The organism is Corynebacterium sp. HMSC034H07 (assembly GCF_001815175.1).
Lineage (GTDB): Bacteria > Actinomycetota > Actinomycetes > Mycobacteriales > Mycobacteriaceae > Corynebacterium > Corynebacterium hiratae.
On sequence record NZ_KV819515.1, the window covers coordinates 1 to 18,378 of the forward strand.

At 62.8% G+C, this 18,378-nt stretch carries 14 protein-coding genes and 1 pseudogene; 10 read left to right on the forward strand and 5 right to left on the reverse strand.

The features are described 5' to 3' along the window. Together HMPREF3009_RS13675 and HMPREF3009_RS03325 are read left to right on the forward strand one after the other, a co-directional pair. Window positions 1–670, forward strand: a pseudogene (locus HMPREF3009_RS13675) (hypothetical protein); the annotation flags it as partial. 208 nt (window positions 671–878) lie between these two features. Then, window positions 879–1,739 carry a class F sortase gene (locus HMPREF3009_RS03325; RefSeq protein WP_070546221.1) on the forward strand — a complete coding sequence of 287 codons (861 nt, stop codon included), beginning with the start codon at window positions 879–881 and terminating at the stop codon, window positions 1,737–1,739. A 47-nt stretch (window positions 1,740–1,786) separates the two neighbouring features. On the opposite strand, the gene HMPREF3009_RS03330 is transcribed toward HMPREF3009_RS03325, so the two are convergent. Continuing rightward, complete coding sequence (locus HMPREF3009_RS03330; protein WP_070511192.1) at window positions 1,787–2,614, reverse strand: PRD domain-containing protein; 828 nt, start codon at window positions 2,612–2,614, stop codon at window positions 1,787–1,789. A 115-nt stretch (window positions 2,615–2,729) separates the two neighbouring features. Continuing rightward, complete coding sequence (locus HMPREF3009_RS03335; RefSeq protein ID WP_070680004.1) at window positions 2,730–4,835, reverse strand: glucose PTS transporter subunit IIA; 2,106 nt, start codon at window positions 4,833–4,835, stop codon at window positions 2,730–2,732. 353 nt (window positions 4,836–5,188) lie between these two features. Here HMPREF3009_RS03335 and pta point away from each other — a divergent pair, with 353 nt between their 5' ends. Further along, window positions 5,189–6,553 carry a phosphate acetyltransferase gene (gene pta, locus HMPREF3009_RS03340; RefSeq protein ID WP_070680007.1) on the forward strand — a complete coding sequence of 455 codons (1,365 nt, stop codon included), beginning with the start codon at window positions 5,189–5,191 and terminating at the stop codon, window positions 6,551–6,553. After that, a complete protein-coding gene (locus HMPREF3009_RS03345) occupies window positions 6,554–7,774 on the forward strand; it encodes an acetate kinase (RefSeq protein WP_070680012.1) in 1,221 nt (406 codons plus the stop codon). It begins immediately after the preceding gene. A 40-nt stretch (window positions 7,775–7,814) separates the two neighbouring features. On the opposite strand, the gene HMPREF3009_RS03350 is transcribed toward HMPREF3009_RS03345, so the two are convergent. Genes HMPREF3009_RS03350 through HMPREF3009_RS03360 form a run of 3 tightly spaced genes read right to left on the reverse strand, consistent with a single transcriptional unit; the run spans window position 7,815 to window position 12,990 of the window. After that, window positions 7,815–10,463, reverse strand: a complete 2,649-nt coding sequence (locus tag HMPREF3009_RS03350; RefSeq protein WP_070680015.1) for a serine/threonine protein kinase — start codon at window positions 10,461–10,463, stop codon at window positions 7,815–7,817. Continuing rightward, complete coding sequence (locus HMPREF3009_RS03355; protein ID WP_070680018.1) at window positions 10,463–11,554, reverse strand: glutamate ABC transporter substrate-binding protein; 1,092 nt, start codon at window positions 11,552–11,554, stop codon at window positions 10,463–10,465. The genes HMPREF3009_RS03350 and HMPREF3009_RS03355 overlap by 1 nt, the downstream gene beginning before the upstream one ends. After that, a complete protein-coding gene (locus tag HMPREF3009_RS03360) occupies window positions 11,554–12,990 on the reverse strand; it encodes a hypothetical protein (protein WP_070680020.1) in 1,437 nt (478 codons plus the stop codon). Before HMPREF3009_RS03360 ends, HMPREF3009_RS03355 begins: the two co-directional genes overlap by 1 nt. An 84-nt stretch (window positions 12,991–13,074) precedes the next feature. On the opposite strand from HMPREF3009_RS03360, the gene HMPREF3009_RS03365 reads away from it, so the two are divergent. Genes HMPREF3009_RS03365 through HMPREF3009_RS03390 form a run of 6 tightly spaced genes read left to right on the forward strand, consistent with a single transcriptional unit; the run spans window position 13,075 to window position 18,355 of the window. Then, window positions 13,075–13,563 (forward strand): NUDIX domain-containing protein, encoded by a 489-nt coding sequence (locus tag HMPREF3009_RS03365; RefSeq protein ID WP_070516156.1) that lies wholly within the window; start codon window positions 13,075–13,077, stop codon window positions 13,561–13,563. A gap of 51 nt (window positions 13,564–13,614) precedes the next feature. Further along, window positions 13,615–14,553, forward strand: a complete 939-nt coding sequence (locus tag HMPREF3009_RS03370; protein WP_070680023.1) for an ABC transporter ATP-binding protein — start codon at window positions 13,615–13,617, stop codon at window positions 14,551–14,553. Then, entirely contained in the window at window positions 14,553–15,317 is a 765-nt protein-coding gene (locus HMPREF3009_RS03375; RefSeq protein WP_070680026.1) for an ABC transporter permease, read from the forward strand. Before HMPREF3009_RS03370 ends, HMPREF3009_RS03375 begins: the two co-directional genes overlap by 1 nt. Continuing rightward, complete coding sequence (locus tag HMPREF3009_RS03380; RefSeq protein WP_070680029.1) at window positions 15,314–16,489, forward strand: multidrug effflux MFS transporter; 1,176 nt, start codon at window positions 15,314–15,316, stop codon at window positions 16,487–16,489. Before HMPREF3009_RS03375 ends, HMPREF3009_RS03380 begins: the two co-directional genes overlap by 4 nt. Window positions 16,490–16,541: 52 nt before the next feature. Next, the gene (locus HMPREF3009_RS03385) at window positions 16,542–17,891 is read left to right on the forward strand and encodes an AAA family ATPase (RefSeq protein ID WP_070680181.1); all 1,350 of its coding nucleotides are present in this window, start codon (window positions 16,542–16,544) and stop codon (window positions 17,889–17,891) included. Then, window positions 17,891–18,355, forward strand: a complete 465-nt coding sequence (locus HMPREF3009_RS03390) for a hypothetical protein (RefSeq protein WP_070511170.1) — start codon at window positions 17,891–17,893, stop codon at window positions 18,353–18,355. The genes HMPREF3009_RS03385 and HMPREF3009_RS03390 overlap by 1 nt, the downstream gene beginning before the upstream one ends. Window positions 18,356–18,378: the final 23 nt, after the last annotated feature.

Consider the following 18,378-nt stretch of genomic DNA (forward strand, 5'->3'; position numbering starts at 1 on the left):
GCCGACCGAGCCGACGGAGCCGACTGAGCCAACCGAGCCGACGGAGCCAACTGAGCCGACTGAGCCAACTGAGCCGACGGAGCCAACTGGGCCGACCGAGCCGACGGAGCCGACGGAGCCGACTGAGCCGACGGAGCCGACCGAGCCGACCGAGCCGACCGAGCCGACCGAGCCGACCAAGCCGACCGAGCCGACCGAGCCAACCGAGCCGACCAAGCCGACCGAGCCGACCAAGCCGACCGAACCAACCGAGCCGACCGAGCCGACGGAGACTCCGGATGACGGCGACGGTAAAGATAAGGACGACAACAATGGCGGCTCGAAGAAGTCCGATCTGCCGTGGTGGCTGCTGCTCATCCCGGGTCTGGGCCTCATCAAGCTCATCATCGATGGTGGCAATGGCGGTGACGGTGGACATGATGGTGGCCACGATGGCGACCACAACGCTGAGGTCACCGAGGAGGGCGGCCGTGGCAACAACCATGGTGAGCCGACCGATGAGACCGGTGACAACACCGGCCGCGATGACCGCGAGGTCACTGTCCTGGACGCAACTCCGCCGGAGGACTCCGGTCAGCCGCTGCCGTCCAATGCAGAGCGCGTGGAGATCAAGCACGTACCTTCCGGTGCGACGAAGCTTGACCCGGGCATGAAGGACTTCATCAAGTAGTCCAGACCGCAACACCATCCCAGCCCTCACGGGTTGGGGTTGGTAGGGGCAGAGAACAATGAGGACAATCCCCTCCAGGGCATAAACGCTGGAGGGGATTCGTCGTCTGATTTTTAGTCTATTGTTTAGAACGAATAACTAGAGCCAATATTTTTATAAGCTAAATCTCAGAAGTTAGAACGTAGAAGCTAGGAGCGAGGAATAGAAAATGACTGATGATGGCGAAAAGAACGGTATCCCGGAGTATCCCGGTGAGTCCTCTGCACCTGAACACCCCGCCAGCGAAGCGCAGCCGGTAGGCGATGAGAAGAAGAGCAACAAGAAGCTGCTCATCGGTATTGCAGCGCTCATCGCGATTATCTTGGTTGTTGTACAGCTAGTGCTCTATGCGGGCCGCAGTGAGGACGATTCCGCGGAGACGAATGCGGCTGAGGAACAGACGTCAACCTCGCAGAGCGTTGAAGCTGAAGCGCCGACAACGAACAATGACCCCTTCGTGGATGACTCGGGTGAACAGGAACACGAGGTAGAACCGGCGCCGGGTGAGTTTCGGGGCTTTGGCGCGATGTCCTTAGGCATTAACGATGAGTTCGCGGCCGTGGACCCGATTCAGGTCACTGATACCGGCATGCTGATTCCCCCGCACGATGTACAGCGCTTGGGCTGGTACTCCGCGTCGGCAGTGCCGGGCGAGGCTGGTCCGGTGGGCTCCAGTGTTATTACCGGCCACATCAACTACCAAGGTCAGGGCACGGGCTTCGCAGAGAAGTTCACCACCATGGAGTTGGGCCAGGAATTTACCGTCTTCATCGATGGTGAGGAGCGCCGATTCCGCGTGACCGAGGCGCCGTACCGCCTGCAGAAGGGCGCGGGTTTCCCGGACGTGGTCAATGACACGCAGGGAGACAACCGCTTGGTCCTCATTACCTGTGGCGGCAAGTTTGTGGGTGGTCAGCTCGGCTACGAAGACAACATCATCACCGTGGCGGAGCCGGTGGCACCGGTGGAGGGTGCTGAGGCGCCGGTAGATGGTGGCGTCGAGGAGGGTGCTGAGGCACCGGCGGCTTAAGCCGTCGCAGCGGCCTAAGCAGGTGTACTGCTTACGCCGCAGACTGTTTAGGCGGAGGCCTCCTGCAGGCGGGCAATATGCAGCGTCAGGTAGGAGATCTCATCGGGGGTTAGGGCGCTGTCGAGGCGCAGCTCAATAAGGTTGGCCACCATCTGGGCGGTCTCGACGGCATCGGGGTAGCGCGCGGAGATGGCAGTGGCTACTTGGCGGTCGTCAGAGTCGAGCTGCTGGTGCTCCGCCATGCGCACAAACAGGTAGCGCAGGTGCGTGATGAAGCGGGCGACGGAGATGTCCTCGCTGTTGAGTTCCGTGCCGTTGTGGGAGCCGATGACGGCCAGGATCTGCTGAATCAGCCCCGTCATGCGGTAGGTGCCGGAAAGGTCTCCGACCGCGAAGCCGGCGTTGACCAGATGCAGGGTAATGGCCACGGCTTCGTCGGCAGCCAGTGGTGTGTGTAGGCCACTGTTGATGGCGGTGAGGAGCCGCTGCGCGAGGCTAAAGTCCTCGGCGTAGAGGTGGCGGACCTCAGCCTCGAGGGGATAAGACACCGTGTTGCCGCGGCTGACCGCGCCGTGGATGTGGTCCGCAATTGCCACGACCAGCGTGAGCTTGCTGCGTAGTGCCTCAGACATGTCCACGGAGTGCATGGCGTCGATGATCAGTTGCACGTACTCGCCGGGGATGCCGGCGATCATGGCGGCTAGGTGATCCGGGTCGCGGCCGGAGTCAGGAACGAAGACCTTCACCACCTTGGTCGGGTCAACCTCAGTGCCCGGCTTTGCCTGGAAGCCGATGCCGCGGCCGGTGACAATGACGTCCTCCGCGCCGCGTCGTGCGAGCACGACGTTGTTATTGAACACTCGCAACAGTTGCACAAGGCACCTTTCTGGTTGAGGGTAAAACGACTAAAGCCGGCCACGATGGTGGATACATCGAGCCAGCTTAGTCAGGGTGCGTTAAACGGGGGCCAAAGGTTCCCTCGTGGGTGCTTTAGCGGGTCGTGGTGATGACCGTATCGCCGGCGGAGGCGTGGTTGAGGCCAGCCGGGGTGACGGCGGACAGCGCCTTGGTGTTGGTTACGGCCAGGACGATGGTGGTGTCGTAGCCAGCTTCCTTGACCTTGTCGAAGTCAACGGTGGCCAGCAGCGCACCCTGCTTGACGGTGTCGCCCTTCTTGACGGCCGGAGCGAAACCTTCGCCCTTCATCTTCACGGTGTTGATGCCGATGTGGACGAGGACCTCCACGCCGTCTTCAGTCTTGATGCCGTAGGCGTGGCCGGATTTCATGGCGCTGACGATCGTGCCGCTTACCGGGGAGTAGACGTCGTTGCCCTCAGGGACGATGCCGACGCCATCGCCGAGCGTTCCAGCGGAGAAGACCGGGTCATCGATTTCTGCCATCGGGACGACCTTGCCGGCGGCCGGCGAGGCGATGTCGGTGGTGGTGCCAGCAGCAGGCTCAGCGGCCTGGGCCGGTGCGTCTGCCTTGGTGGCGGTTGCGGTGGCAGCGCCAGCGCCGGCGCCGGCAGCAGCGGTGCCTGCGGATGCGGGGGCGTCGGCAAGCGTGGCGTTGTTGGCGTTGTCGAGCTCGGCCTTCTCGGCGGCTTCGCGGGCGGCCTTGGCCTCAGCGCGCTCCTCCGGGGTGCGGTAGTCGGTGAAAAGGATGAGCAGGAATGCCACGAAGAAAGCCACTGCGATGGAAATGGCGTACTTGGCCATCGGGGTGAAGACCGGGATGGTCAGCAGTGAGGTGAAGACGAAGGCATTCGTCGTAATACCGTTGGAGCCCAGGGTCAGCAGGGCGACGGTCAGGCCACCGGCGAAGCAGCCCACCAGCATGCGCGGGTAGATGCGCTTGTAGCGCAGGTGGATACCGTAAAGGGAAGGCTCGGAAATACCGCCCAGCAGGCCAGCCAGAAGTGCAGAGCCGGAGGTCTGGCGCATTACGGTGTCGCGGTCACGGATGGACAGGGCCAGCACACCGGCGGTAGCGCCGAAGCAGGCAAAGTTCCATGCGCCCATCGGGCCCTGGATGAAGTCATAGCCCAAGGTCTGGATGTTGACCAGCATGAGGGCGTTGAGCGGCCAGTGCAGACCCAGCGGGACCAGGAACGGGTAGAGCATCGGGATGGCCAGAGCGAAGACGAAAGGAGCGTTGTCATTGAGCCAGGACAGGCCAGCGCCAATGCCGTTACCGGCCCATACGCCGAAGGGGCCAATGATGAAGGCCGTTAGCGGGATGAGGAAAATCAGGGTCAGGAAGGGGACGAAGACCATGTGGACCGCGGATGGGATGAGCTTCTGGAAACCCTTGTAGAAGAGCGCTGCGACGGCGGCCATGATGAGCGGGACGAAGACATTTCCGCCGTAGTCCTGCAGCTGCATTGGCAGGCCGAAGATATCGATGGAGCACTGCTCGGCAGACAGCGTCTCGTTGGTCACGCATTGGACGGCTGGGTTGTCGGTGAGGCCGGTGAACTCCGGGGTGAACATCGCGAACATGACCGCAGCGGGGACCCAGGGGTCGATGCGCAGCTTCTTGCCGGCGTTATAGGCCACCATGACGGGCAGGAAGAAGAAGACGGAACGCCACATGGCGTCGACGAAAAGCCAGGATGCTGGCTTATCCTCAGCGCGGAAGTCGACGATGCCTAGCGCATCCAGCACTGCGGCGAAGGCAATAACCAGGGAGGCGCCCAGCAGCACGCCCAGGATGGGGCGGAAGGAATCCGAGAGGTACTCGAAGAAGGTATCCATCCACGGCAGTTTGCCCTTAGCCTTGGAACGGGCAGCAGCCTTGACATCGTCATTGGAGCGGCCGGTAGACGCGCCGGCGTTCTTCATCTGGGGGAGAGCGTTGATCTCGTCATAGACCGTGGCCACGTCGCCGCCGATGACGACCTGGTAGTTGCGCCCGCCTTGGGGCACAGCGCCCATGACCTTGGGGATAGATTCGAGTGCTTCCTTATCGGCTTTGGAGGCATCAGCCAGCTCGAAGCGCAAGCGCGTGGCACAGTGCGTGAAAGAGGTGATGTTCTCCGCTCCGCCGATGCCATCCAAGATGGCTTCGGCTGCCGAGCGAGTCTCTGTCGACATGAGAATCCTTTCGAGAGTAGGCAGGCACTGTGGCTAAAAACCACAAAAGACCTAGGCCACAATGGTCCATAGCGAACCATCCCCACACGGCTAAGAGCGGGGAGCCTAGGTCTTGCCCGAAGTAACAATCCTGGTTAGGACCCTACTCCGAAGTGGTCACGAGGGGCAAGTTTCTGTGGGATACCGCACTCTATGGCGGTGTGAGGCGCTGGTGGCCTGCAACGTTGGGGATATGAAGCCTCGCTTTGGCGGCGCGAAGGGGTGCGTTCCCGTACTGTGAAAGTGTCGTAGTGTCACTGTGTGCCCAGTTTGTGAGCCCGGGTACACGCTTTCTAAGCAGAGAAAGGTTTCTCATGACCGCCAAGTCCTCACGGAATTCCGCCTTTATTAGCGTCATCGGGCGCGGCTTCGACGGATTGGACGTTGCTGCTGTGGCTCAGGAACTGGGGGCCACCTTCGCCCAGGTAGATGACCTGGGAACCACGCTCAGCGAGGTCCTGGAAAATGCCCCCGCGGGCAATCTGGTCCTCCAGGGCACCGGCGTCATGGACTTTGACGCCAAGGCCGCGGCCGCACTGGGTCTGCCCTTCGTGCTGATTTCTAACGCGCCTGCCCGCGCCGCGGAGTTGGCGCTGGGCCACGCGCGCTCTGTGGGTGCTACGGTGGTCGGCGCGTTGACCGACGTCTCCTCGGTTCCCGGTGCGATTTCTTCCCTGGAGAAGATCGAGCCCTATATGTCCGCCGAGCTCTTCCAGAAGCAGCTGCTGGACCAGGCCCGCGAGGTTGGGGCCCACATCGTGCTGCCGGAGGGTGAGGATGACCGCATCCTTCAGGCTGCGGGTGAGCTCATCAAGGGCAAGGTGGCGAAGCTGACGATTCTGGGTGACGGGAACGTCGAGAAGCGCGCCCAGGAGCTCGGGATCGACCTGTCCGGTGTGGAGATCATCAACCACCTGGAATCCCCACTGGTGGAGGAGTTCGCCGCGGACTTCGCGGAGCTGCGCAAGAAGAAGGGCGTGACGCTGGAGCAGGCGCGCGAGACCATGAAAGACGTGTCCTACTTCGCCACGATGATGGTGCACAAGGGTTTGGCTGATGGCATGGTCTCCGGCGCGGCGCACACCACGGCGCACACCATTAAGCCTTCCTTCCAGATTATTAAGACCAAGCCGGAGGCCTCCGTGGTTTCCTCCATCTTCCTCATGGTGATGCCGGGCCGCCTGTGGGCCTTCGGCGATTGCGCGGTGAACCCGAACCCGACTCCGGAGCAGCTCGGCGAGATCGCTATTGTCTCCGCGCAGACCGCAGCGCAGTTCGGCCTGGATCCGCGCGTGGCGCTGCTGTCCTACTCCACGGGCACCTCGGGCGCGGGCCCGGACGTGGAAAAGGTTGCACAGGCAGTCGAGGTGGCCAAGGGGATTGATTCCTCCGTGGCCGTGGACGGTCCGCTGCAGTTTGATGCGGCGTGCGACCCCGGCGTGGCCGCCAAGAAGGCGCCTGACTCTGACGTTGCGGGTAAGGCCACGGTCTTCGTCTTCCCGGATCTGGAGGCCGGCAACATCGGTTATAAGACGGCGCAGCGCACCGGTGGCGCACTGGCGGTGGGCCCGATTCTGCAGGGCCTGAACAAGCCGGTCAATGACCTCTCGCGTGGTGCGACGGTTCCGGACATCATCAACACGGTGGCTATTACCGCTATCCAGGCAGGAGTGAAATAGATGGCGTACGTACTCGTTCTCAACTCGGGTTCCTCCTCGGTTAAATTCCAGCTGGTGGACCCGGAAAGCTCGGCCACGGATACCCCGCTGGTCTCCGGCTTGGTGGAGCAGGTCGGTGAGCCGCAGGGTGCGGTGACCGTCAAGACGGGCGGTGAGGAATACAAGGAAGAGCTGGAGATTCCTACCCACTCCTTCGGCCTTGACCGCGCCTTCGGCATCATGCACGAGCACGGCGTAGGCCCGACGGATGTCGAGGTCATCGCCGTGGGCCACCGCGTTGTGCACGGCGGGCGCTTGTTCAGCGAGCCGCAGCTCATCGTGGACCAGATTGAGTCCATGATCGAGGACCTCATCCCGCTCGCACCGCTGCACAACCCGGCGAACCTGGACGGCATCCGCGTGGCGCGCAAGCTGCTGCCGGACATCCCGCACGTGGCGGTCTTCGATACGGCCTTCTTCAACCACATGCCGCCGGCGGCAGCACTGTACGCCATCAACAACGATGTGGCCTCGCAGTATGACATCCGCCGTTACGGTTTCCACGGAACCTCCCACGAGTTCGTCTCGCAGCAGGTGCCGAAGCTGCTGGACATGGACCCGGGGCACGTCCACCAGATCACGCTGCACTTGGGCAACGGTGCTTCGGCGGCGGCGATTCGCAACGGCCGCCCGATCGATACCTCGATGGGCCTGACCCCGCTGGCAGGTCTGGCCATGGGCACGCGATCGGGCGATATTGACCCGGGAATCATCTTCCACCTCTCGCGTGAGGCGGGCATGTCCATCGATGAGATTGATGACTTGCTTAATAAGCGCTCCGGCGTGAAGGGCATTGCGGGTGTTAACGATTTCCGCGTGCTGCGCGAGCGCATTAACAACGAGGACCAGGACGCCTGGCTGGCCTACAACATCTACATCCACCAGCTGCGCCGCTTCATCGGCGCGTACATGATTGCGCTGGGCCGTGTGGATGCGATTACGTTTACCGCCGGCGTGGGTGAGAACGATACCGAGGTCCGCCAGGATTCGCTGTACAACCTGGACATGTACGGCATTGACTTCGATAAGGAAGCCAACCTGGTGCGCTCCAAGGAGCCGCGCATGATTTCGACCGCGGACTCCCAGGTCAAAGTCTTCGTGGTTCCGACGAACGAGGAGCTGGCCATCGCGCAGAAGTCCGCGGAGGTTGCCGCCATGGCCCGGGAGGCGGGGCTGTACTAAGCCGAGCGTCGGCTATGCCGCCGGCCGGTAGCGCTGGCGGCTAGAACATCGTGACTGGGCGGACCTTGTTGGCTAGGTCCACCAGTGCATAGCGGTGGCGGGCGAACGGCGCCTGGCGCGCCAGTGCCCGCAGGGTATCCGCCAGGCCGTAGCGCAGGCCGCGCTGGGTGAAGGGGAACTCGAAGAGATCGTTGGGGGAGGCCGCCGCGTCGAGGTCTGATTCGCGCAGGAAGGTCAGCCCGGCGGAGATGACCGCAATCTTGATCTGCAAGAAGCGCGGCTCGTTCTGCGGAATCTCCTCCAAGCGGCGGGCAGCGCGGCGGATGCGGGACTCGGAGAGATCGTGCACGATGAGCTGCAAAACCGTGGTCAAGCGGGCCATGCGGTGGTGGCGCGAGGCGTTGGGGACCTTATCCAAGGTAGCTACGGCGAGCTCAACTTGGTGCTCGGCGCGCAGCTGGCGGGCCAAGCCGAAGGCGGAGGAGACAGTCGTAGGGTTCGTCGCCCACACGATGCCGTAGAGGCGCAGCGAGTTGAAACGCAGGTGGGCGGGGTCATCGGTGACGTGGTCCCAGATGCCGGGCTGATCCTCAAAAGCGTCATTGGGCAGATCCGCGAGCGAGGTGGTGAGGTTGGCGCAGGCGCGGGCAACGGAGGCGTCGATCAGCGCGGCCTCCGAAAAACCTAGCTGCTGCAAGATGAGCTCATTGACCGCGCCGATGGCCAGCTTGGGGGCGGCCTCACCAGGCAGCACGTCGAGGACGTGGGCGAAGTGGGCCTGGGCCTCGCGATACTTATCCAAAAGCAGCTCGGTTACGCCGGAGTACCAGTGGAAACGCCAGTCCCTCCCCAGGCGGTCTTCGATGGAGTTCAGCCACTCGCGGGCCTGGCCGATGTAGCCCAAGTCAATCATGGAGCGCACCACGCCGAGCGGAATCTCGGCGGACTCCTCATACTCCGGCGCCTCCATGGCCTGGCGAAGTGTTTCCAGCGCTTCCTGTGGCTCCGTGTAGGAGGAACCTTGCAGCAGCGGGGCGCCGATATCGGAGCGGACGACCAGCGGGATGGGCAGCGCTGAGACCACCTCGGGGGCTGTGATGCGGACGGTGCGGTCGATGCCATCGATGAGCTGGTCGGTGCGGAAGACCAGGTGCTTCGTGCCGAAGGTCGTACGCTGCGGGGAGAAGACGGAGTGCTGAGCTGGGTGCTGGATGCCATCGCGGAGCGCGATGACCTCGCGCAGGACGCCGAAGAGCTGGTCACGCAGCTCGGAGACCGACGCAAAGCGCCGCTCCGGATCCGGATCAGTCGCGCGCAAAAGCAGGCGGTAGAAGGAAAGGTAGCGGCGCAGCAGCGGCTCCTCCGTGGGGGAGGGCAGGCCGGGCTTGTAGACGCCATCCTCCACCGGCAGCTTCAGCGTCAGGCAGGCCAGGGTGCGGCCGATGGTATAAATATCGCTGGCCACAGATGGGCCCTGGGTGGAGATCTCCGGGGCCTGGAAACCCTGCGTGCCGTAGATGTGGCCGAAGGCGCCGATGCCGGAGACCGCGCCCAGATCAATGAGCTTGACCTGGTCCTCGGTAACGATGATGTTGGAGGGCTTCAAGTCGTTGTAGACCACGCCGCGGGCATGGAGGTAATCCAAGGCGGGCAGGATTTCGAGGATATAGGCAATTGCCGTGTCGACGGGGAAGCGGTCAGTGGCTTGGTCGTTGCGGCGCTGCTTCAGCGAGGGGCCGCCGACGTACTCCATGACGATGAAGCCACCGGGCACGCGGGGATCATCGATGAAGTTGAAAATCTTCACGATATTCGGGTGCGTGATATCCGCGAGGAATTCGCGCTCCGCCTCCGCGGTGGCTGTCTCCTCGGCTGAGTTGGTGGATTGCATGCCCTTGAGCACCACGATGCGCCCGGAGACGAAGTGGTCGTTGGCCAGGTAAATCCAGCCCAGCCCGCCATGCGCGAGCACGCCCAAGATCTCGTACTGGCCGGCCACCATGTCGCCCGGCTTGAGCTGCGGTGGGGCGGCGCGGGGCGCGTCCTTGGGATCGATGAGCGCGTCGCGCGGGTTGCCCGGGACAACGAAGGGCAAGGTGGCCATGCCATCGGCCACTTCGCGGTCGGTGCGCTTGGTGCTGCGGCGCTGGCGGAAGGTATCGAGCGCGCGGCGCCGCGAGGCTTGCGAGGGGTCCTCTGCTTTGCGGCGGTCACGCAGCTGCCCCAGCTCCTCGATGAGCGCGGCGATATTGTCCGAGTCGACGTATTCGCCATCGTCGGGTTGGCCCGTCGCCGTGCCGCTCGTGCCCACGCGATTCGCGGGGGAGAGGCGGGCGCCGGTGGCGGCCTCGTAGTCATCGTCATCGTCGTCCGCGAAGGGATCAAAGGGCACGGCGGCGGTGCGGTCGGAGGCTTCGGCGTCGGCGGCGCCGGCAGCTGTTGTTCCCGCGCTGTGCGAATCTGTTGGGGAGACGCTGAGGTGGTGGTCCTCCGAATAGTCGTCATCGTCATCCGCGAAGGGATCGAAGCGCACGGCTTGGGTGGCGTCGTTAGTGGCGTCGGTGGCGGCGTCGTTAGTGACGTCGTGGGCGGCGGGGTGGTTAGCGGTCGTGGCGGCGTCGTGCTGAGCGTCCTCGTGCTCTTCGGGCGTGAGGTGATCGAGCTCATCCTCGGTGAAGCGGTGCGACATTACTGGCCCTCCTTCTTCTCGCCGGGCTGGTCCTTGGCTGCGGAGCTCGGCTGTGATTCCTCGGCAGGCGGAGTCTCGTTGAGGTACTTCGGTTCCGGGAGCACGGGCTGCTCCATGTAATTCCCCAGCCAGGTATTAAAGAGCTCCTGCCAGGTGCCGTCGCGGCGGATGCGCTCCAGCGTGGAGTTGATCTGACGGATGAGCGGGCGCGAGTCATAGGAGGCATCGGGCTTGCGCACGGCCACGCCATAGCTCTGGCTTTCCAAGGGATCGCCGACGATCTCGGTGTATTTATCCTGCGCCAGCATGCCGGACAGCAGAGCGTCATCCACGACGATGCCATCCGTCTGGCCCAGCTGCAGCGCCATGAGGCAATCGCCCCAGGCGCGGGTCTCCAAAATGTCGGAAGACGGCGAGTGCTTGCGTATCGCGTCCACCATGGTGGAACCTTTCGCCGCACACAACGTTAGCCCGGCGGCCTCCGTGATGGAATGGATGCCTGAGTTCTTCAGCACCAGCAACCGCGCATCCGTCTGCATATACGGAATGGAGAAGGCCACTTCGCGCTGGCGCTCGGGGCTAATCGTCATGGTGCGGATGACCATGTCCACCGTGCGGTCATTCAGTGCACGCGCGCGGTCGGAGGCCTCCACGAAGCGGAAGTCCACCTTGTTGGGATCCCCGAAGATATCGCGGGCGATTTCGCGGGCGATATCGACCTCGAATCCGCGGACCTCGCCGCTGGCGGTATCGCGGTAGCTGAGCAGGTTATTGGAGCGGTCCACGCCCACGATGAGCCGGCCGCGCGCCAGGATGTTGGGCACGCGCTCCTCCGGCTTCTTATCGTCCGGGCGGTAGGAGCCGTAAACGTCCGCGGTGCTTTGCTTGGACACCTCTCCCGTGCCGGCGGGTTCGATGATGGCGTCCTCCGGCAGCGGCGGCCCCGGGGTGGAGTTGAGATCCGCGCTGGAGGGCAGGATCGGATCCGGCGTGCTGGGCGGCTCCGGCTCGCAGGCGCTCAGCGCCACGGCGGCGCTGAGCAGCAGCACGGCCGCAGTGGCGTGCTGGCGGTGGTCGGTTCGGCGGCGCATCACAGGTACTCCTGCAGGCGGGGGCGGATACCCAGCCACACGGCGATAATCGCGCCGAACGTGGCTAGGAGGACGCCGGTAGACACCATGGTCATGGCATTGAGACCCTGAACCAGGTAGGTGCGCATGGCGTCGCGGGCTTGGTCGATGAGCGCGGCCAGGGAGTTATCCACGGCATTGAAGGCGCTGGCGGCGGTCGGGTCACCATCCGGATCGATGGCGGTGGCTTGGTAGAGCGCGGCATCGTAGTGGCCCATGGAGAGATCCTCCATGAAAGCATCGTGGGTGGTTTCCCAATCCTCCAAGGCCTCCTTGGCACGAGGAATCAAGGAAGGATCGGAGGAGGGGAAGTCGTCGTCGTCAAGCGCCTGCTCATAGTCCCGCAGGGCCCGGTCCACCGAGTACACCGTGGAGTTAAAGTGCACGGACATGTCCTGTTGGGAGGAGCGCAGGACCAGCGCCAGGGTCTCGGAGGTGCGCATCTGCTGGGCCTCAATGCGCGAGGCAGTCAGCGAGTCCCAGGGGCGCGAGACCGTCTCGAAGCCTTGGTGGCCGGACGCCCACGTGGCGAAGTTGGAGCCAGCGGCCCACACCAGTGCCAGGAACAACAGTCCCGTGGCCACCACGAAACCGCGGTTGAAGCGGCGGCGAGTCAGCCGCCACAGCCACCACTGCGCCAAGCCGAGGAAAATGATCGCCGCGACCAGGCCCGAAAGCGGCACCCACTGCGGGCGGGTTAGGCGTTGCTGTTGCTGGGTCACCTTCTCCGAGGTCAGCGTGAACAGCTCCGCGGCGGCGGGAAGAATCTGGGTGCGCATGAGCGCCGAGGCATTGGACATGTAGGAGTTCGCCACGGCGTGGCCGGCACGGTGATTGACGCGGGCCTTTTCCACCAGGGCGGTGTAGACCGGCAGCTTGCGCTGGATAAACGTGACAAGCTCGCGCACGCGTTCATCCTCGGCGGAGGTGCCGACGATGGCCTGCGTGGCGGCGACGGAGGCGGCGTCGATGGCCTCGTTATAGCGGTCGCGGTTATCCTCCGGCTCCACGCCTGCCTGGACGAAGCCGGTGGTAGCGACGGTATCGGCCAAAGACAGGTTGGTGTAGAGGTGGTGCGCCGCGTTGGACATCGGCTCGGTGGAGGCCAGTAGTGTGTCCAGATCATCGTGGCGCGCGGCCGAGGAGGAGGACATGGAAAAGCCGGCTGCTGCGAGCGCTACGGTGAGAATTAAGGTAACCGTAAACAGCTTGCCGGGAGTGGTGATGGCGAAGCTATAGAGGCGCCGGATGACGCGCGCGGGGCCGGCGAAGGAGCTCATCGCCAGCTGCGTGGGGCGGCTAAAAACCGGCGCGGAGGGCTCGGTGACGTCATCGAGCCAATGATCGCCCCATGATTCGGGGGAGTGCTCGCGCAGTTCGGTGGCCGGGCCGGTCATTCCCTTAGGATAGCGCTCTCGTGCGCCTCGCGCGATGATTTCGGGGGCGTTGGCGCGGGGAGTTTGTCGCGTATCGTGTAAGGCATGTGTGCACGCGTTAACCCAGAACTTTCCGGTGATGGCTGGTCGAAGGGCCCGGGCGGGGTGCCGGTGTGGGGCAAGTTTGGAGCAGCTGGTCTCTTCCTCGTGGCGGGGGATGAGGTACTGCTCCAGCATCGCGCGACGTGGACGAATAACGGCGGGACCTGGGGAATCCCGGGCGGGGCGCGGGATAAGCCGGAGTCGCCGGAGCAGGCCGCGCTGCGGGAGACGGAGGAGGAAACCGGAATCTCGCCGGCAGACGTCGAGGTGCTGGATGCCGTCGTCACTGCCGGGCCTTTTTCGGAAGGCTGGACCTATACCACGGTGTTGGCCCGGACGGTTTCGGGGCAGCGCTTGGCCACGACTGCCAACGAGGAATCCGCCGAGCTGCGCTGGGTGCCGTTTGGCCAGGTAGAAGAGTTGGAGCTCTTGAAGCCCTTCCGGGAGGCGCTACCGGGGCTGCTGGGACGCTGGGAGGAACTCACCAGCTGATATAGGAGCTGATACAGGCGGCGGGCAGGAACCTGTGGCACTCTGTAGAGCATGATTGAAGTAGCCGGACTGACCAAACAGTACAAGTCTGTCCGCGCCGTCGATGACCTCACCTTTCAAGTAGAGCCGGGCCAAGTGACCGGCTTTCTGGGGCCCAACGGCGCTGGAAAATCAACGACGATGCGCATGATCCTGGGCTTGGACAAGCCCACCGCTGGCACCGCCCTGGTGCACGGCAAGCCCTACCGCGAGCTGAAGAACCCGCTGCGCGAGGTGGGCGCGCTTCTCGACGCCAAAGCGGTCCACGCCAACCGCACCGCCGCCAACCACCTGCTGTGGATGGCGCAGGCCAACGGTATCCCTACCTCCCGCGTCGATGAGGTTCTGGGCCTAGTGGGGCTGGCTGATGTTGCTGGCAAGAAGGCCGGCGGCTTCTCCCTCGGTATGGGCCAGCGCCTCGGCCTGGCTGCCGCACTGCTGGGGGATCCGGGCGTGCTGATCCTGGACGAGCCGGTCAATGGCCTCGATCCGGAAGGTATTCGCTGGGTGCGCTCGCTCGTGCGGGCGCTGGCGGCAGAAGGCCGCACGGTGCTCATCTCCTCCCACCTGCTGGCGGAGATGGCGCAGACGGCGGACCACTTGGTGGTCATTGGCCGCGGCAGGCTCTTGGCCAATCAGCGCACCTATGACTTTGTGAAGGAAAACTCCAGTGCTTCGGTTGTGGTGCGTTCGGAGCACCTGCGCGAGTTCGGCTCGGCGCTCAGGGAGGCTGGAGTGACCTTCCGCGAGTCGGTCGATGAAGAACAGCGCCCGACGCTGGTGATCCCTCACCAGACCACAGACTACGTGGGCAAGCTGGCCTATTCCACGGGCGTGCCGCTAACGGAATTGACCCTCCACCGCGCCTCACTGGAGGAGGCTTATGTGGCCATGACGGATCGCGCGGTGCAGTACCAAGCGGAGGCACCGCAGAAAGGGGCCCAGTTCTAATGTTTTTCAACACTGTTCACGCGGAGTGGACGAAGCTGCGCACGACGAAGTCCTTCTGGTGGACCACGGCGCTCATCTTCCTCATCGTGACCGGCTGGACGCTGCTGAACTCGCTCAACGTGGGGGAGGCGGTGCTGGGCATTAGCCCGCTGCAGCCGCGGAGCTTGGCCTCCATTCTCCTGCTCATGGGCGTGCCGATCATGATGATCCAGGGCGCGATGATGGTGACCACGGAGTACCGCTACAAGACGCAATCCCTCACGTTCTTGGCCAACCCGAATCGCTGGAGCGTAGCCTGCGCCAAGCTTGTGGTGTATGGCTTGATTGCGGCTGTCATTGCCTTCTTAGGCTTGGTGTACATCTTCGTGTTGGCGGATCTCACGGCAAACGAATCCGCGGCGGAGGCCTTCCAGCCTTTCTCCAGCGACGACGGCAAGCACATGCTGTGGGCCTTCCCCATCGCGGCCTTTGGCGCGGTGCTCTTCGTGCAGGGTCTGGGTCTGCTGCTGCGGCAGACCGCCGGCACGGTGGCGATTTCCCTCATCTTGTACATGGGTCTGGAAAACTTGGTGCGCCTGCTCCCGGTGGTGGGAGACAAGGTCATCCACTTCATGCCGTTTACTGCTTTCCAGAACTGGGCGTTGGACTACGTGGATGAGAACGCCCCGTGGAGCTCGATTGGATTCGAGGCCCTCGTCTTCTTCGGGTGGGCCGGTGTGCTGTGGATCCTGGGCGTTCTCGTGCTGGAGCAGCGCGACGCGTGATCCCTTTTCCGCTTCTGGCGACGTTGGCGCTGTTGTCCGCAACAGCGCCTTTCGCTACTGATATGTACTTGCCGGTGATGCCGGAGATCGTCTCCGATCTGGGCACCACCCGGGCCATGGTGCAGCTGACCATCTCGGGCTTCTTCGTCGGCATGGGCGTCGGCCAGCTCGTCATGGGCCCGCTGTCTGATGCCATCGGGCGCAAGCGCCTCCTTGTCGCCGGCGCCTTTCTCGCTCTGCTGGCTTCCGTATTGGCGGCGATGGCCCCGACCGCCTCGGTGCTCGTCGTGGCCCGCGTGCTGCAGGGTCTCGGCGGCGGTGCATGCGTGGTGCTCTCCCGCGCGGTGGTCCCGGACCTCGTGCATGGTGCCGCGGCGGCGAAAGCCTATTCGCTGCTCATGGCGCTCCAAGGTATCGCCCCGGCGGTAGCCCCAGTACTGGGCGGCATCCTGGCGGAGCCGCTGGGCTGGCGCGGCATCTTCTGGGTGCTGGCGGGGCTGCATGCGGTGCAGTTGGTGCTGGCCATCGCTATCGTCCCGGAAACCGCGGGCGGTCGCTCGCGCGATGGTCTGCTGCGCACGGTGGCGGGCAATTACTGGGCGGTGCTGACTAACGCCCGGGTCTGGGGCTACCTGGTGACCATGGCCTTCGGCTTCTGTTCGATGTTTTGCTACATCTCCGCCTCGGCGTTTGTGGTGCAGGACCAGTGGGGATTCTCACCGTTGGGCTATTCGATGGTCTTCGGCATCAACTCCGTGGGCCTCTTCGCGGCCACGTTGATTAACTCGCGCGCGATGGATTCGGTCTCCCCGGCGGTCATGCTGCGCACCGGCGTGACCGGCGTCTTTGTCTGCGGGGTGCTCTTGTTGCTGGCGGTGCTGCTCGGCGCTCCGGTGTGGGTCTGCCTCATTGTGCTTTTCGCTTGTGTGGCACCGACCGGCTTCATCATGGGCAATGCCACGGCATTGGCCACGGGTTTGATGCGCCCGCGCGCAGGAAGCGTGTCCGCCATCATGGGCTTTGGCCAGTCCATGCTGGCCAGCGTTATCAGCCCGCTCATGGGCTGGGGCTCGAACGCCGCGCTGACCATGGCCATCGGCATGGTGTGCTGCAGCTTCATCTCGCTGTGCGGCCTTGTGGCGTCCACGCGGCTTGCCCGCGGCGCCGCGTGAAGTTCACCAGATGTGCACAACGCATAGAGCGTCAATGCGTATTATTGGCCGCATGGCTACCCCACGTCTCGCCGAGCTTCGCCTGAGCAATTTCAAGTCTTTCCATGATGCTGTATTGACTCTGCATCCAGTCACCTTTCTGACTGGCTTAAACAGTTCTGGAAAGTCGAATGCTTTGGATGGGCTGGAGGTTTTGTCCCGCTTGGCATCGGGGGCAGAACTAGGAGACGCACTTGATGGGCGCATGACCCAAACCGGCCCAATCCGAGGTGGCTCTCGTGGTTGCGCCCCGCATGGTACCGAGAGCTTTGAACTGGGCTGTACTGTTGAATCTGGGACAGATACGTACCGCTATGACGTCGAGGTTCAGGTATATCCGGAGTTGCGTGTTGTCAAAGAAAGCCTCGTGGGTACCGGATATTCCGTAAAGAGCGGCACCCGCACTAGCGATGCAGAGTTGTTTAAGACCCAGCCGGCAGCAGACAACCGAGCTGGGATCTACACGTTAATTTTTAGCGGAAAGCGTGGGGCAAACCCCACCACACTCTTGCGTGACTCTCGCCTTATTTTGGGACAGATTAAGGCGGTGCTTGCGGGAAAGAACCGTGCAGAGAATTCAGTGTTGAAAGGGGCGTCGATTGTGTCCATGGCGCTTCGATCAGTGTTTCACCTCGATCCAGTCCCCAGCCTTATGCGGGATTACGTTCCAAGGAAGAGCACGCAGCTGAAGCGTAGCGGTGAGAACCTCTCGGCGGTGCTGTGGCAGTTGCACAAGGATTCCCCCAAGACTTTCCAAGAGCTAGGGCAGCTGGCCGCTCACGTGACTGGAGTGGATTCCACACTGGACTTTATTGACTCCCCGTTGGACGAAGTCATGCTGACCCTCGTGGAACACTTCGAAGATGGAAAGCAAGAAAGAACGCCTGCTCGTGAAATGAGCGATGGCCTCCTCCGATTCCTCGCAATTGCAACGGCGCTTAAAACTGCGCCCAAGGACTTGGATATCGAACAGCCACTTGAACTTGGTGATGACGTAGAGAACCCAGTAGCTCAAATTGTCGTCGAAGAAATGGAAAACGGGCTCCACCCTTCGCAGGCGCAAAGAGTTATGCAGATGCTTAGCGAATCCGCACGCAAACATGATTCGCAGGTTCTTGTCACGACCCACAGTCCTGCCATCTTGGACCAAATTTCTGGGGAGAAGAATAGTCAGGTAGCAGTGTGCTACCGGGATAGCAGAACCGGGCAAAGCGAGCTCTCGCCTTTGGTGGAGTTACCGGATTTCGTGGAATCCATTTCCAAGCACAGCTTGGGTGCTGCGGTCACCGCTGGTGAATTAGTCGATGACACCGAAACGCAGATTAGTTTCGAGAACATGAATCGGCTTTTTGGGATCGGCTGATGCGCGTTTACTTCATCGATACCTCTGTGCTGGATAACCTGCTTGCGATTCCTCACAAATGCCAAGCTAAAGAACAAGCCAAAATCGATTTTGCGGAACGCCAAAGTGAGAACGCGAAGTTCATCCTGCCGATTACCGCGGTGATTGAAACCGGAAATCACATTGCGCAGCTTCCGCAGGGCGACGTGAGGCGCAATATTGCGGAAAAATTTTCCCAGATGCTAGAGCTGACCGCCCATCAACAAGCCCCATGGATCCTGCATGACTTTCAGTGGAACAAGGAGTTCATCACCGAGCTCGTCTCAAGGCACCGTGCGGGTCTATCAATGGTGGATATGATGACTCAGCAGGTTGGTGGCGGCGACCTTTGTATTCTGACTGAGCGCGAGCTGTATAAGCGCGCCACCGGAATTACCGCAGAAGTGTGGACGTACGATGCGGCGCTGGGTGCATATTCTGGATAGGTCATGCCCAATCAAGGGCGAGG

Bases quoted from the DNA above. Each gene is read 5' to 3' on its own strand.
- HMPREF3009_RS03325 (WP_070546221.1), top strand. From the start codon at position 879: ATGACTGATGATGGCGAAAAGAACGGTATCCCGGAGTATCCCGGTGAG.
- HMPREF3009_RS03335 (WP_070680004.1), bottom strand. From the start codon at position 4,835: ATGTCGACAGAGACTCGCTCGGCAGCCGAAGCCATCTTGGATGGCATC.
- pta (WP_070680007.1), top strand. From the start codon at position 5,189: ATGACCGCCAAGTCCTCACGGAATTCCGCCTTTATTAGCGTCATCGGG.
- HMPREF3009_RS03345 (WP_070680012.1), top strand. From the start codon at position 6,554: ATGGCGTACGTACTCGTTCTCAACTCGGGTTCCTCCTCGGTTAAATTC.
- HMPREF3009_RS03350 (WP_070680015.1), bottom strand. From the start codon at position 10,463: ATGTCGCACCGCTTCACCGAGGATGAGCTCGATCACCTCACGCCCGAA.
- HMPREF3009_RS03355 (WP_070680018.1), bottom strand. From the start codon at position 11,554: ATGCGCCGCCGAACCGACCACCGCCAGCACGCCACTGCGGCCGTGCTG.
- HMPREF3009_RS03360 (WP_070680020.1), bottom strand. From the start codon at position 12,990: ATGACCGGCCCGGCCACCGAACTGCGCGAGCACTCCCCCGAATCATGG.
- HMPREF3009_RS03365 (WP_070516156.1), top strand. From the start codon at position 13,075: ATGTGTGCACGCGTTAACCCAGAACTTTCCGGTGATGGCTGGTCGAAG.
- HMPREF3009_RS03370 (WP_070680023.1), top strand. From the start codon at position 13,615: ATGATTGAAGTAGCCGGACTGACCAAACAGTACAAGTCTGTCCGCGCC.
- HMPREF3009_RS03375 (WP_070680026.1), top strand. From the start codon at position 14,553: ATGTTTTTCAACACTGTTCACGCGGAGTGGACGAAGCTGCGCACGACG.
- HMPREF3009_RS03385 (WP_070680181.1), top strand. From the start codon at position 16,542: ATGGCTACCCCACGTCTCGCCGAGCTTCGCCTGAGCAATTTCAAGTCT.
- HMPREF3009_RS03390 (WP_070511170.1), top strand. From the start codon at position 17,891: ATGCGCGTTTACTTCATCGATACCTCTGTGCTGGATAACCTGCTTGCG.